Origin of the sequence: Halomonas sp. MES3-P3E, assembly GCF_002836035.1 — a bacterium.
Classification (GTDB): Bacteria; Pseudomonadota; Gammaproteobacteria; order Pseudomonadales; family Halomonadaceae; genus Vreelandella; species Vreelandella arctica.
Genome location: NZ_PJBT01000005.1, coordinates 25711 through 38601, shown reverse-complemented (window position 1 = coordinate 38601; position 12891 = coordinate 25711). Strand labels below are relative to the sequence as shown.

The window sequence follows — 12891 nt, the reverse complement described above, 5'->3', positions numbered from 1 at the left end:
GCATAGGAGATAAGAGATGAGTTTGAGTCCGAGAGATATTGTGGTGGTTGACGGTGTCCGTACCGCCATGGCGAAAGCCAAGAATGGTGCTTTTCGTAACGTTCGCGCTGAGAACCTCTCCGCTGCGGCCATGCAGGCACTATTTACTCGTAACCCAAACCTAGACCCGTCGGAAGTTGATGATGTGATCTGGGGCTGTGTGAATCAGACGCTTGAGCAATCAATGAATATTGCTCGCAACGCGGCGATTATGACCGGTATTCCCCGTTCGGTACCTGCGCAAACGGTCAACCGGTTGTGCGGTTCTTCGATGACGGCGTTGCATATCGCGGCGGCCAACATCAAAGCGGGCATGGGTGATTTCTTTATCATCGGTGGCGTGGAGCATATGGAGCACGTACCCATGGCCCACGGCGTTGACGTCAACCCTGCAGCCAGCAAATACGCGGCCAAAGCGGCGATGATGATGGGGCTCACCGCTGAACTGCTGGGCAAAATGCACGGCGTTTCCCGAGAAGAGCAGGACAAGTTTGGCGTGCGTTCCCACCAGCGCGCTCAAGCGGCGATGGAGAAGGGCTACTTCGATAATGAAATTATCGGTGTTGAAGGCCACGATCAGCGCGGCTTCAGGGTGATGGTTCAGCGCGATGAGGTTATTCGCCCCGACTCTACCCTGGAGTCTATGGCGAGCCTCAAGCCGGTATTTGATCCGCGCAACGGTACCGTGACTGCGGGTACGTCCTCGGCGCTTTCTGTCGGCGCCTCGGCAATGGCAGTGATGAGCTACGAGCGCGCTCAAGCACTGGGCTTAGAGCCCATCGCGAGAGTGCTTTCGACCGGCGTGGCAGGTTGCGATGCGTCCATCATGGGCTATGGTCCGGTACCTGCGTCCAAGAAAGCGCTTAAAGCCGCTGGCCTGTCAGCCGCGGATATTCAAACCGTTGAGCTCAACGAAGCTTTCGCCGCTCAGGGTATCCCAGTGTTGAAAGATTTAGGATTCCTGGATGCTCTGGACGATAAGGTTAACCTCAACGGTGGTGCCATTGCCCTTGGACACCCGCTGGGCTGCTCGGGCTCGCGTATCTGCACCACGCTGTTGAACGTAATGCAGCAGCGCGATACCACCCTGGGCTTGGCGACCATGTGTATCGGCATGGGGCAGGGCGTTGCAACGGTGTTTGAACGACTGAAATAACCATAGCGCTTAGGTACTTAAACGGCATCCTTCGAGGTGCCGTTTTTATTTGTCAGGTTTTTGTTCAGAAAAGCACTATTCAGGTTCAGATTGAAAAGCCGTGCGGTGAAAATCCGCTGCGGCTTGAACTTCCGCAATACCGCAGGTATCGGGTACCGGTACTGTGTTGCCCGCCAGAACCGCGAGCACCGCCCTTGTACCGTTGGCCAGTGACTCAAGGTTGTAGCCGCCCTCTAATACGAATACCAAACGGCCCTCGCAGTGCTGTTCGGCCAGCTGTTGCATAAAGCCGGTTAGCGCGCCAAATCCTTCGTAGGAGACGTTGAGCGCCAAGTCATGCCAGTGGGGGTCAAAGCCTGCTGATACTAAAATGATATCAGGTTTAAACCAGGCAGCTGCTGGCGCCAGGATGTCGCGAAAGGCTTTCAAATACGCTTCATCACCGGCGCCAGCAGGTAGTGGTACGTTGATGGTGGTGCCTTCCCCCAAACCGGCGCCTACTTCTTCCAGGTGGCCAGAACCGGGGTAGAAGGGGGCGGCGCGGTGAATATCAAAAAACATCACGTCGGGCTCTGCCCAGAAAATATCCTGAGTACCATTGCCGTGGTGGGCGTCCCAATCAACAATGAGCACTCTTTCGCAACCTAGCGCGCTGCGGGCATGGGCTGCCGCTACAGCTACATTGTTAAACAAGCAAAAGCCGCGGGCGCGAACGGGTTCTGCGTGGTGCCCTGGCGGGCGCACAAGAGCAAAGGCGCTTTTAGTGCGTTTTTCCATCACTGCTTCCACTGCGGCAATAGCCGTTCCAGCGGCGACTTCAGCGGCATCAACGCTACCCGGTGAAACCGCGGTGGTGTCCACATCCAGCCAGGCATTTTTACCGCGCAGGCTGAAAATGTCGCTTAGATAGGAAGTAGTATGCACACGCGCTAACTGCTCATGGGTAGCCGCTTTACCCCCTTCAATTTTTAAACCTTCAATGGGGGCTCTCTCAAGCAGCTGTTGAATAGCGGTTAATCGCCCAGGGTGCTCAGGATATTTCCAAGGCACAGGTAAGCCAGCAAGCAGATGGCGAATACGCTTATCGATTCGCTGAGGTAGAAAATCGGCATCAATGTTGGGTTCGTGAGCGAGTACGCGATCATCATAAAAGGCAATGACGTTGTGCATAATGGCTACCTAAGAATCGTGCGTTGATTACTCTCAATCGCACTGAATGCACGAAGTGCTTACCTGCAGTAAGGCAGGCTGCGCGTTTTTATACAATGCCGCTTTCAACACTAAATGCTAAGGTCATGCTAATTTCTTCTACTTGATCTGCAAACGTTGGCTGCCATTCACCGCGTAAAATGAGAGGGGGCTGTACCCAGCGCCAGCGTAAGCCAGTCACGATGCTTTCTACTGCGCGCTGAGTGCCCGTGCCGTCATGGCCTGCACGGATATAGAGCGCACAGGGCAATCCTTGCTTTTTTTCTAGAACAGAATAGTAGGTGCGGTCAAAGAAATCTTTTAGCGCGCCACTCATATAGCCCAGATTCTCCGTGGTACCGAGCAAGATGGCATCGCAGGCTAGTACATCCTCTGGGCCTGCCTCTAAAGGCGCTTTCACTACGCACTGCACCTGCTCAAGATCAGGATGACTAGCGCTCCGCGCGGCCGCTTCGCGCAGAAGGCGGGTGTTCGCCGACGGGGCATGAGCAATCACTAACAGTTGTTTACTAAATTCATTACTCAATTCAGCATTCATAGCAAAGACCTAATTGAAACGTGGGGCAGCAAGGGGTTGCGCCACATATTGAAAATGCCACACTGCTTAAGAGTCTTAAAGTTGAGAAGCAATATGTCCAGTAAGACATTGATCAATGTCTATTACGATGCCCAGTGCCCTCTTTGTCGACAAGAGCGTCGGCGCTATGAGCGCTGGTCGGGGCGCCATGCAAAAGATATCGGTTGGCTTGATGTGGGCGAACATGAGCAAGCCCTACGTGCAAAGGGTGTTGACCCTGCAGTAGCGCTACGCTCTCTGCATGTCGAAACCGAGCAAGGTCAATTAATAGAAGGTATTGACGCCTACCGTTTGTTGATGAAGCGTGTTCCGTTACTGGTCCCGGTCGCTTGGCTGATTGGCTTGCCTGGGATTAAACCAGCACTGCGAACCCTTTATGATGTGTGGGTAAAGCGTCGCCTAAAGAAACAGGGCCGATGGCCTCTTTAATGTCTAGCAAAGGAAGCCTGACAATGCAGCGAAGTGCGCTATATCTAAGGGTGGTAGGGGTAGGTGTAAGCTTATTGCTCGCGGGCTGTGCCGGTGGACAGCATCCTTCGCCCACCCCTAGCCAGACAGCGGCTGATGCACCGTTAGCCAGCCCGCAACCCGCGCCTGCCGCCACGACAGCGCCGGAGGCCGCCACGGCGCGTGACTGGGTGCCGCCGCTATTTATCAGTCCCGAAGAGGAAGCGTCCTACTATGTTAGCCGTTTGGCAGATCGGCGTTTTGTGACCAGCTACGGTGATCGTGACAACCGTCGTCCCTGGTACATTGCCGCTGAGCAATTAGGCGAAATAGGGCTTCCTGCTGTTCCACTGCTGTTTGCTCGGTTGAACACCAGCGATGCGTATGAACAAATGCTGGTTCTCTACGCGCTTCAGCTAGCCACTCAAGATCCTCAGCTAATGGTTCGAACAGGTGGCGATTACGTTCAGTTAGGGGTAGTACTTGACCCCACACATAATGCTGAGAATGTGGCGTCTGCTCAGCAGTGGTGGCAACAACACGCTGAGCAGGTGACCCGCTGATTAATAGCCTTCACACTCAGCAGCGGCTCATCAGATAAATCAAGGCATTAGATAAACCAAGGCCCATCAGATAGACCGAGGAGAAAAGCATGGCATTTGCACTTTCATCAATGCAGGTTACCAGCCCAGCGTTTGCTGATCATCAAGCGATTCCTTCCAAGCACACTGGTGAGGGGGAAAATGTTTCGCCTGCCCTAGCTTGGAAAGATGCCCCTGAGGGAACCCAGGGTTTCGCTGTTATCTGTCACGATCCAGATGCTCCTTTGGTCAAGGATGGCAGCTACGGCTTTGTACATTGGGTGCTCTATAACTTGCCCGCTGATACCCATGAGTTAACTGAAAAGAGTGTTGTGGGCACTGCTGGCGCCAATGATAAAGGCGAAGTTGGTTACTTTGGTCCGATGCCCCCTGAAGGGCATGGTAAACATCTTTACTATTTCTGGGTGTTAGCGCTGGACCATCAAACGTCGTTGCCTGAAGGGCTGACGCTTGCCGAGCTTCTCAAAGAAATAGAGCCTAATCTGCTAGGCATGAATCGTTTGGTAGGCACGTATCAGCGTGATTGATCGCATCCGCAAAAGTAGACAAGCGGAATAATCCGTGTAGGCTCCATCGCTTTCTTAGACCTTGAACCAGACTTTTCTTTTAGCCAAGCGATGGAGCCTTCCTATGAGTGATCTGCCTAACTGTCCTGCCTGCGCTTCCGAATTTAGCTACGATGATGGGCTTCAATACGTCTGCCCAGAGTGTGGCCACGAGTGGTCAAAGGTAGCAGAGGAGAGCGCTGAAGAAGCTTCAGGCGTGCGCGATGCTAACGGCAACATGTTGGTCGACGGCGATAGTGTCACGGTGATCAAGGATTTGAAGGTTAAAGGCAGTTCACTGGTGGTTAAAGTAGGCACCAAAGTGAAGAGTATCCGGTTGGTGGGCGGCGATCACGATATCGACTGTAAAATAGACGGCATCGGCCCGATGAAGCTTAAATCTGAATTTGTTAAGAAAGCCTAGTGTTAAACCAGACAGTCAAAAAAATAGCCCTCTGATGTCAGGGGGCTATTGATTTATCAGCCCTCGACTTTTACGCAGTAGTATTAATTTGCGTACCGACGCTTCCACTTGTGGCCAGCTGTGGCGCCTGGGCAACGCTGTCCATTAGCGCAGTAATATGCGTTGCTTGTCCGTCTAACGCCTCTTTAAAAACGTTAAACTGGGCCTGCTGGACTACTTGCACCTGCTGCATCGCCATTGAGGCGCTGACCATATTGTTGACTGCTGAATCCATCTTTTAATCCTCGAATAGCAAGCCGCCATCCAGAGCGATGGCACTCAATACTCAATCGAAATTACCAGACGCTGTTCATACATGCAAAGCGATAGCCAGCAGCAGTATAAAGCTAATAGCTTTTTTAAATGATAATGATTGTTGTTTTTGATGCGATTAGCGTCGATCGTGCTGTTATTTTGCTCAAATTGCTAACCATTTGGCTCAAGGGCTTCACATCAAATTTATACAGGACTAAAATGGTACTCAATTGATGCAGCCAACGAGTTGATTGACTGCGTACCAAGCACATAAAAGGGGAGTCGACATGCTCAAGCTTTCTCGGCTGACAGATTATGCCGCTGTAGTGATGGCACAAATTGCCCGTCACTCCCAAGCATCACATGCAGCGGCCGACTTGGCTGAGGCTGTGCAGCTGCCACACCCCACGGTAAGTAAAACACTTAAAATGTTGGCACGTGCGGGGCTGTTGGTTTCCCAGCGTGGTGCTCAAGGCGGTTATCGCTTGGCGCGGCCAGCATCACAGATTACGGCAGCCGACATTATTGCGGCGATTGAAGGCCCTGTTGCCATGACCGAGTGTAGCCAAGCGGAAGGCGATTGCGAACTTGTGGCTACCTGTGGTGTGGCTGACAACTGGCAGCGGGTTTCATTGGCGATGCGAACGCTGCTTGAAAGCGTGACCTTAGCGCATTTAGCCGATACAGCGCCGATTAAATTGCCGGTGCAATTGCCAATTCAAACGATCAGCCTGTCGGCAGCGTCTGCCTAACAGCGGCGCAAGTACAGCAGGCCTACTTTATTATTAAAGGCGATGATCTCGCCACCCAACTGCCCGGAGGGTATCACCATGGCAAGCGAAGAAATGGAACAGTTGGTTCGTCGCGAATACAAAGACGGCTTCGTAACCGATATTGAAAGCGACACCCTGCCACCTGGCCTGGATGAAAACACCATCGCCTTTATTTCCAAGAAGAAGGGCGAACCCGAGTGGATGCTGGAGTGGCGCCTGGATGCCTATCGTCAGTGGTTGAAGATGGAAGCGCCATCTTGGGCGCATCTTGATTATCCACCGATCGATTACCAATCGATTTCCTATTTCAGTGCGCCGAAGCGCCCGGAAGACGGCCCGCAGAGCCTGGATGAAGTCGACCCCAAGCTGCTGGAAACCTATGAGAAGTTGGGCATTCCGCTGCACGAACGTGCGGCGCTGGCAGGCGTGGCAGTAGACGCAGTATTCGACTCGGTGTCGGTTGCGACCACTTTCAAAAAACAGCTGGGTGAGGCAGGCGTGATTTTCTGCTCCATCTCCGAAGCTATCCGCGACTACCCAGAGCTGATCAAACAGTATCTGGGCACCGTGGTGCCCGTGGCAGATAACTACTTTGCGGCGCTGAACTCAGCGGTGTTCACCGACGGCTCCTTCGTGTTCGTTCCAGAAGGTGTGACCTGCCCGATGGAGCTGTCCACTTACTTCCGCATTAACGCGGCCAACACCGGCCAGTTTGAGCGCACGCTGATTATTTGCGAAAGCCGCGCCCAGGTTTCCTACCTGGAGGGCTGTACCGCGCCAATGCGCGATGAAAACCAGCTGCACGCCGCGGTGGTAGAGCTTGTCGCCCTAGACGACGCCTATATCAAATACTCCACGGTACAGAACTGGTATCCCGGTGATGAGAATGGCAAGGGCGGTATCTACAACTTTGTAACCAAGCGCGGCGATTGTCGTGGCGACCGCTCGCGGATTAGCTGGACTCAAGTTGAAACTGGCTCGGCGATTACCTGGAAATATCCTTCCTGCGTACTGCGCGGCAAAGACAGTATCGGCGAGTTTTACTCTGTCGCCGTGACTAACGGACGCCAACAGGCCGATACCGGCACCAAGATGATTCACATTGGCGAAGGTACCCGTTCGTATATCGTTGCTAAAGGTATCTCTGCCGGTCGCAGCAATCAGTCGTATCGCGGCTTGGTGAAAATCGGCCCGCGCGCCAAAGGGGCACGTAACTTTACCCAGTGTGACTCTTTGCTAATTGGCGATAAGTGCGGTGCGCACACCTTCCCTTATCAAGAAATTGGCAACAGTACGGCGACCATTGAGCACGAAGCGACCACTTCTAAAATCGGTGAAGACCAGCTGTTCTACTGCCAGAGCCGCGGTATCTCGGAAGAAGACGCGGTCAGCATGATTGTGAATGGCTTCTGTAAAGACGTCTTCCAAGAGCTGCCGATGGAGTTTGCCGTAGAAGCGGAAGCGCTGCTTAACGTCACCCTGGAAGGCGCAGTAGGTTAAGTCCTAGCCGTTCAGTCACTCATTTTATTAGTGTCGCCGTAGCGACTCGCCAGAATTAGAAGGTAATCAATATGTTGCAAGTGAATGATTTACACGTCACCGTCGAAGGCAATGAAATCCTGAAAGGCCTCACCCTGACTATCAACGCGGGTGAAGTGCACGCCATCATGGGGCCGAACGGCGCGGGTAAATCGACGCTATCGGCGGTCATCGCTGGTAAGGATGGCTATGAAGTTACCCAGGGCACCATTACCTTTGAAGGCAAAGACGTGCTCGAAATGGAAATTGAAGAGCGCGCCCAGGCTGGTTTGCTGCTGGGTTTCCAGTACCCGGTTGAGATCCCTGGGGTTAAAAACATCTACCTACTGAAGTCGGCGCTTAATGCCCAGCGCGTAGCGCGTGGCGAGGGCGAAATGCCAGCGCCGGAGTTTATGAAGCTGGTGAAAGAGAAGCTTGGTTACATGAAAATGGACGCCAGCTTCCTACAGCGCGCCGTTAACGAAGGCTTCTCTGGCGGTGAGAAAAAGCGTAACGAGATCCTGCAAATGCTAGTGCTTCAGCCGAAGCTTGCCATGCTCGACGAGATCGACTCCGGCCTGGATATCGACGCCATGAAAGTGGTCGCCGATGGTGTCAACAGCCTGCGCGCTGAAGACCGCGCTATCCTGCTGGTGACTCACTACCAGCGTCTGCTCGACTACATTATTCCGGACAAAGTCCACGTCTTGGTCGATGGCCGTATCGTGAAAACTGGCGACGCGGAACTAGCCAAGCAACTGGAAGCCAATGGGTACGAAGGTATCGAGGAGTCTGTGGCATGAGCGATACGCAAACCTTTTTAGACACGCTGAAGGCGCGCAGCTCGAGCTACACGGCAGAGCCCACCTGGATTGCCGCTCGGCGCCAAGCGGGTGCTGCACGTTTTGAAGCGCTGGGTTTCCCCACTAGGCGTGATGAAGAGTGGAAGTACACCGATGTGCGCTCGATCGCCCAGGGCAACTTTGCGCTCGCCGACAACGCCGAGTTCTCTCAGGCCAGTGCCGCGGCACTGACGCTGCCCATTGATGCTTATCGCCTGACGTTTGTAGATGGCGTTTTCTCGTCGGCGCTCTCGGATGTGGACTCGCTCCCGTCAAGTGTCCAGGTATTACCGCTCTCTAAAGCGTTAGCAGAGAATCACGAAGCGGTTGGTGGCCCGCTGGGGCGCTTAACCGGGGTGGATTTCTCACCGTTTGCGGCGCTGAATACGGCGTTTATGGAAGAGGGCGCTGTGGTTCGCATTGCACCGGGAACAGTCGTTGAGAAACCTATCCTGCTGCAGTTTCTGTCCCGCGCTGGCCAGCCGGTGATGTGCCACCCGCGCGTACTGGTGGAAGCAGGTAGCCGCAGCGAAGCCACGCTGATTGAACACTACACCGGCGAAAGCGAAGCGACCAACTTCACCAACGTCGTGGGTGAACTGATGCTTGATCGTGGGGCGATACTGGCTCACTACAAGCTGCAGGAAGCACCGTTGGGCGATATGCACGTGGCGAGCATTCATGTCGAGCAGAGCCGCGATACGCGCTATACCTCGTACAACCTGAGCCTGGGTGGCGCACTGGTGCGCAACGACTTGATCAGTGATTTGAACGGCCAGGGCGCTGAAACTAATTTTCTGGGCCTGTTCTTTGGTCAAGGACGCCAACACGTCGATAACCACACCAAGGTCAACCACAACGCACCGCTGACGTTCTCCAATGAGAACTACAAGGGCATTCTGGATGACCGCGCTCACGGCGTGTTTAACGGCAAGGTCTACGTCAAGCGCGATAGTCAGAAGATTGAAGGGTTTCAGAGCAATCAAAACCTACTGCTGTCGGATCGTGCCCACATCGATGCCAAGCCTGAGCTTGAAATCTACGCCGATGATGTTAAGTGCTCACACGGCACCACTACCGGCCAGCTGGACGAAGAGGCGATCTATGCCCTGCGCACGCGCGGTATCGATGAAGCCACCGCACGAGGCCTGCTAACCCTCGCCTTTGCGGGAGAGGTGTTGGATAAAGTTAGCCTGGATGCGATTGCCGAGCGCGTTGAACTCGCGGTTGCGGGTAAGTTGCCGGAGCGCTTTAATCTTGCTGGGCTTGTTGAAGCGGCAGCCGCAATTAACGACTAGCTCTTTAAGACCCGCTTTTAAAGGCCCGCTTTTAAAGACTAGCTTCAAGGGCTCAACGAGGAGTGATTGATGCCAAATACCGTTATTGAGCAGGCGCCCGCGCAAGTGCAAGCACCCTTTGATGTCGCCCGTCTGCGTCAGGATTTTCCGGTGCTTGCCCGTGAAGTGCACGGCAAACCGTTAATCTACTTAGACAATGCGGCGACTAGCCAGACGCCTCAACAGGTGATTGACGTTTTTAGCGATTACTACTCGCGCTATAACGCCAATATTCACCGTGGGCTACATACCCTCGCCGATGAGGCGACGGCGGCGTTCGAAGGCACGCGTCACAAGGTTCGGGCTTTTCTCAACGCGGAAGATGCGCGTCAGATCATCTTTACCCGTGGCACTACGGAAGCCATTAACTTAGTCGCTCAAAGCTGGGGGCGTAAAAACCTTGCCCCTGGCGATGAAGTGCTGATTTCCATGTTGGAGCACCACTCCAATATCGTGCCCTGGCAACTGTTAGCCGCCGAGATCGGGTTTACCATTAAAGTGATTCCCGTTGAGGCCAATGGCGCATTGGATATGGCTGCTTATCGTGGGCTGCTGAGTGAGCGTACTAAGCTGGTAGCGGTCAATCATGTCTCTAATGCGCTAGGGACTATTAATCCTGTGCAGGAAATGGCGGCGCTTGCTCACCAGCACGGCGCCTTGATTCTGATTGATGGCGCCCAAGCTGCCCCTCATCAGATAGTCGATGTGCAGGCGATTGATGCCGACTTCTATGCGTTCTCGGGCCACAAAGTGTATGGGCCTACTGGCGTAGGCGTGCTGTATGGCAAGCAGGCTTTGCTGGCAGCGATGCCGCCTTGGCAGGGCGGCGGTGAGATGATTAAAACCGTCTCTTTCGGTGCAGGCACCACCTTCGCCGATATTCCGCACAAGTTTGAAGCCGGAACGCCCGCCATTGCGGAAGTCATTGCGCTGGGGCGTGCACTTGAGTGGGTAGAAAGCGTTGGTGTTAATGCCATCGGCAAGTGGGAAGGGCAGTTGCTTGACCGCGCGACGCAAGCGGCTGGACGAATCGATGGGCTGCGTATTTTAGGCACCGCACCGCAAAAAGCAGGCGTGCTGTCGTTTGTGGTGGAAGGGGCGCATTCGCAAGACATCGGCTTATTGATAGATCAACTCGGTGTTGCTATTCGTACCGGCCACCACTGCGCGCAGCCCTTGCTGCATCATTTCGGAGTCGATGCGACGTGCCGTGCTTCATTTGCTGCGTATAATACGCTTGAAGAAGTGGATAGCTTTATTGAAGCGCTCAACCGTGTCATTGGTATGGTGCGTTAAGGTCGGTTCTTTAAGGCCAGCTCTTTGAAGAACGTTTTTAAGGACAGATATGGATCTTGAGCAAGTAGCCAGTCTCGAACGGGGTCAACAGTTGCCGCTCCAGCGCGATGTGGAGGCTATTGCCATTCCGTTTGGAAGTACGGAAACGCTCGTCGAAGATAGCGTAGTCAGCGTCATGCAGGCTAAAGGTAGCTCGGTGAGCGTCGGTTTTGAGGGGCGACTTTTCTTGATTGAGGGGAGTAACCTTGATGCGCTGGGGCTTGAGTCGTTGCCCCGCCCTACGCTGCCTGAAACTGCGAGTGAAGAGGAAATCGAGCAGTTTGTGTGGGATCAGTTACGCACCTGCTTCGATCCAGAGATCCCCGTCAATATTGTTGATTTGGGCCTAGTTTACGGCTGCCGCATTGAGCGCCTGATCAGCGGCGAGCGCATTGCGACTATTCGTATGACGCTAACCGCCCCGGGATGCGGTATGGGCGATGTTATTGCAGCGGATGCGCGCAATAAGATTCTTGGTGCACCGCAGATCAGCAAAGTACACACCGAGATAGTCTTCAGTCCCCCCTGGAGCCGTGACATGATGAGTGACGAGGCCAAGCTTGAACTCGGCATGTTCTAACCCCAGCTGGGGAACTGGATGCATAACCTCTTGTTGAAATGGTTAAAGCGCTTACTAATGTCGCTAGGAGCACTGTCGCTGCTGGCGACATTGCTGTTTATAGGTGGCAATTTTTGGGTGCTCGCGACGACAGCTGCTTATATCGAACGTCAGCCGCAGCAGTGCCGTCCCGCTAGAGTTGGAGTCGTCTTCGGTACATCTCACTGGACGCGCAGCGGCGTTCGGAATCCGCACTTTCATGCGCGGATGCGTACTGCGGCCACCTTGATTGAACAGTCCCAGGTCGAGCACCTGTTGCTGTCTGGCGATAATCGTACCCAAGCGTATAACGAGCCACGAGCGATGTGGCGCGAGCTTTATCGGCGCGGCGTCGCATCAGAGCAATTGACCATGGATTTTGCGGGCTTTAGCACTTATGACACCCTTGCGCGGGCGCGGGATGTGTTTCAGTTGGATAAAGCGCTACTGATTACCCAGAGCTGGCACCTTCCCCGTGCGGTGTACATTGGACGTGCGTTGGGGATGGATGTTACCGGCTGTGTGGCGGATGATGCCAAGGTGGAAGTCGAGTGGCGGTTAAAACTGCGCGAGTGGGCAGCGCGTGTGGCTACCCTGGGCGATCTGTATCTATGGGGTAGGGAGCCCTATTTCCTCGGCACTCCAGAGCCCATAGAGTTTAAGAAACGTGCGCCCATCGAGCTAATTCTGCCGTCACTCAACGAACGCTTTACGGCACCCTAGCGGTGCGTGTTGCGCTTTTGCAGCGCATAGAGTTCGCGAATCAGTTTACGGCACCCCCGCATACATTCCTCTACCACCGGTTCGATAGGATCAGGTAACGGATGGGTAAAGAGCGAAGAGAGCGCCTGCATCAATACACGCTCTTGCTCTAATAACTCATTGATCAATACTTGACTATCGTTACCCACGAAGCTTTTTAGACGGCTCCAAAGCCATAAAAAGTCATCGCGTTCAACATCTGCATCCCGAGGCAGCATTTTCAAATGCGCACGGGCAAGCTCCTGCAATTTACGCATCTGCTTAAGCCGCTCAGTATAATGCGGCTTTAAAGCGTCGCGCAGTGAGGGGCGCAGGCGTTCGATATTGTCTTGGAAATAATCAATGCTATCGGCCAGCGCTTCCAATACGCTGTCCATCGCCACTTGGCGATTATCGAGAAACATGAGCGTCTACCTCCTTCGGTGACGCAGAT

16 protein-coding genes are annotated in these 12891 nt (G+C 54.0%); 12 read left to right on the top strand and 4 right to left on the bottom strand.

The features are described 5' to 3' along the window. Window positions 1–16: 16 nt before the first annotated feature. On the top strand, window positions 17–1195 hold the full coding sequence (fadA, locus tag CXF87_RS02010) for an acetyl-CoA C-acyltransferase FadA (RefSeq protein ID WP_008959931.1): 1179 nt from the start codon (window positions 17–19) through the stop codon (window positions 1193–1195). Window positions 1196–1270: 75 nt separating this feature from the next. Here fadA and CXF87_RS02005 read toward each other — a convergent pair whose 3' ends face one another. Further along, complete coding sequence (locus CXF87_RS02005; RefSeq protein WP_101145278.1) at window positions 1271–2365, bottom strand: histone deacetylase family protein; 1095 nt, start codon at window positions 2363–2365, stop codon at window positions 1271–1273. An 88-nt stretch (window positions 2366–2453) separates the two neighbouring features. Continuing rightward, complete coding sequence (locus CXF87_RS02000) at window positions 2454–2942, bottom strand: flavodoxin family protein (protein WP_101145277.1); 489 nt, start codon at window positions 2940–2942, stop codon at window positions 2454–2456. Window positions 2943–3035: 93 nt separating this feature from the next. Here CXF87_RS02000 and CXF87_RS01995 point away from each other — a divergent pair, with 93 nt between their 5' ends. The 4 genes from CXF87_RS01995 to CXF87_RS01980 all read left to right on the top strand — a co-directional run bounded on the left by CXF87_RS01995 (window position 3036) and on the right by CXF87_RS01980 (window position 4999). After that, window positions 3036–3410 (top strand): thiol-disulfide oxidoreductase DCC family protein, encoded by a 375-nt coding sequence (locus tag CXF87_RS01995; protein WP_101145276.1) that lies wholly within the window; start codon window positions 3036–3038, stop codon window positions 3408–3410. A gap of 23 nt (window positions 3411–3433) precedes the next feature. After that, window positions 3434–3991, top strand: a complete 558-nt coding sequence (locus tag CXF87_RS01990) for a hypothetical protein (RefSeq protein ID WP_101145275.1) — start codon at window positions 3434–3436, stop codon at window positions 3989–3991. Between the two features lie 89 nt (window positions 3992–4080). Then, window positions 4081–4557, top strand: a complete 477-nt coding sequence (locus CXF87_RS01985) for a YbhB/YbcL family Raf kinase inhibitor-like protein (protein ID WP_101145274.1) — start codon at window positions 4081–4083, stop codon at window positions 4555–4557. Between the two features lie 103 nt (window positions 4558–4660). Then, entirely contained in the window at window positions 4661–4999 is a 339-nt protein-coding gene (locus CXF87_RS01980; protein ID WP_101145273.1) for a zinc ribbon domain-containing protein YjdM, read from the top strand. A gap of 70 nt (window positions 5000–5069) precedes the next feature. Here the strand turns inward: CXF87_RS01980 and CXF87_RS01975 are convergent, their stop codons facing one another. Further along, on the bottom strand, window positions 5070–5273 hold the full coding sequence (locus tag CXF87_RS01975; protein ID WP_101145272.1) for a putative motility protein: 204 nt from the start codon (window positions 5271–5273) through the stop codon (window positions 5070–5072). 307 nt (window positions 5274–5580) lie between these two features. Between CXF87_RS01975 and CXF87_RS01970 the strand changes: the two genes are divergently transcribed. The 7 genes from CXF87_RS01970 (at window position 5581) to CXF87_RS01940 (ending at window position 12419) form a co-directional block, all read left to right on the top strand. Next, window positions 5581–6045, top strand: a complete 465-nt coding sequence (locus CXF87_RS01970; RefSeq protein ID WP_008957030.1) for an SUF system Fe-S cluster assembly regulator — start codon at window positions 5581–5583, stop codon at window positions 6043–6045. 78 nt (window positions 6046–6123) lie between these two features. Then, window positions 6124–7566, top strand: coding sequence for a Fe-S cluster assembly protein SufB (sufB, locus tag CXF87_RS01965; RefSeq protein ID WP_008957029.1), 1443 nt, complete (start codon window positions 6124–6126; stop codon window positions 7564–7566). 71 nt (window positions 7567–7637) lie between these two features. Beyond that, window positions 7638–8387: a Fe-S cluster assembly ATPase SufC gene (gene sufC / locus CXF87_RS01960; RefSeq protein WP_008957028.1), complete on the top strand. Its 750-nt coding sequence runs from the start codon at window positions 7638–7640 to the stop codon at window positions 8385–8387. Further along, window positions 8384–9724, top strand: coding sequence for a Fe-S cluster assembly protein SufD (gene sufD / locus CXF87_RS01955; RefSeq protein WP_008957027.1), 1341 nt, complete (start codon window positions 8384–8386; stop codon window positions 9722–9724). Before sufC ends, sufD begins: the two co-directional genes overlap by 4 nt. 69 nt (window positions 9725–9793) lie before the next feature. Beyond that, window positions 9794–11059, top strand: a complete 1266-nt coding sequence (locus tag CXF87_RS01950; RefSeq protein WP_101145271.1) for a cysteine desulfurase — start codon at window positions 9794–9796, stop codon at window positions 11057–11059. Between the two features lie 49 nt (window positions 11060–11108). After that, on the top strand, window positions 11109–11678 hold the full coding sequence (gene sufT / locus CXF87_RS01945; RefSeq protein ID WP_101145270.1) for a putative Fe-S cluster assembly protein SufT: 570 nt from the start codon (window positions 11109–11111) through the stop codon (window positions 11676–11678). A gap of 18 nt (window positions 11679–11696) precedes the next feature. Next, a complete protein-coding gene (locus tag CXF87_RS01940; protein ID WP_035586392.1) occupies window positions 11697–12419 on the top strand; it encodes a SanA/YdcF family protein in 723 nt (240 codons plus the stop codon). On the opposite strand, the gene CXF87_RS01935 is transcribed toward CXF87_RS01940, so the two are convergent. Next, window positions 12416–12862: a hypothetical protein gene (locus CXF87_RS01935; protein ID WP_008957023.1), complete on the bottom strand. Its 447-nt coding sequence runs from the start codon at window positions 12860–12862 to the stop codon at window positions 12416–12418. The genes CXF87_RS01940 and CXF87_RS01935 overlap by 4 nt on opposite strands. Window positions 12863–12891: the final 29 nt, after the last annotated feature.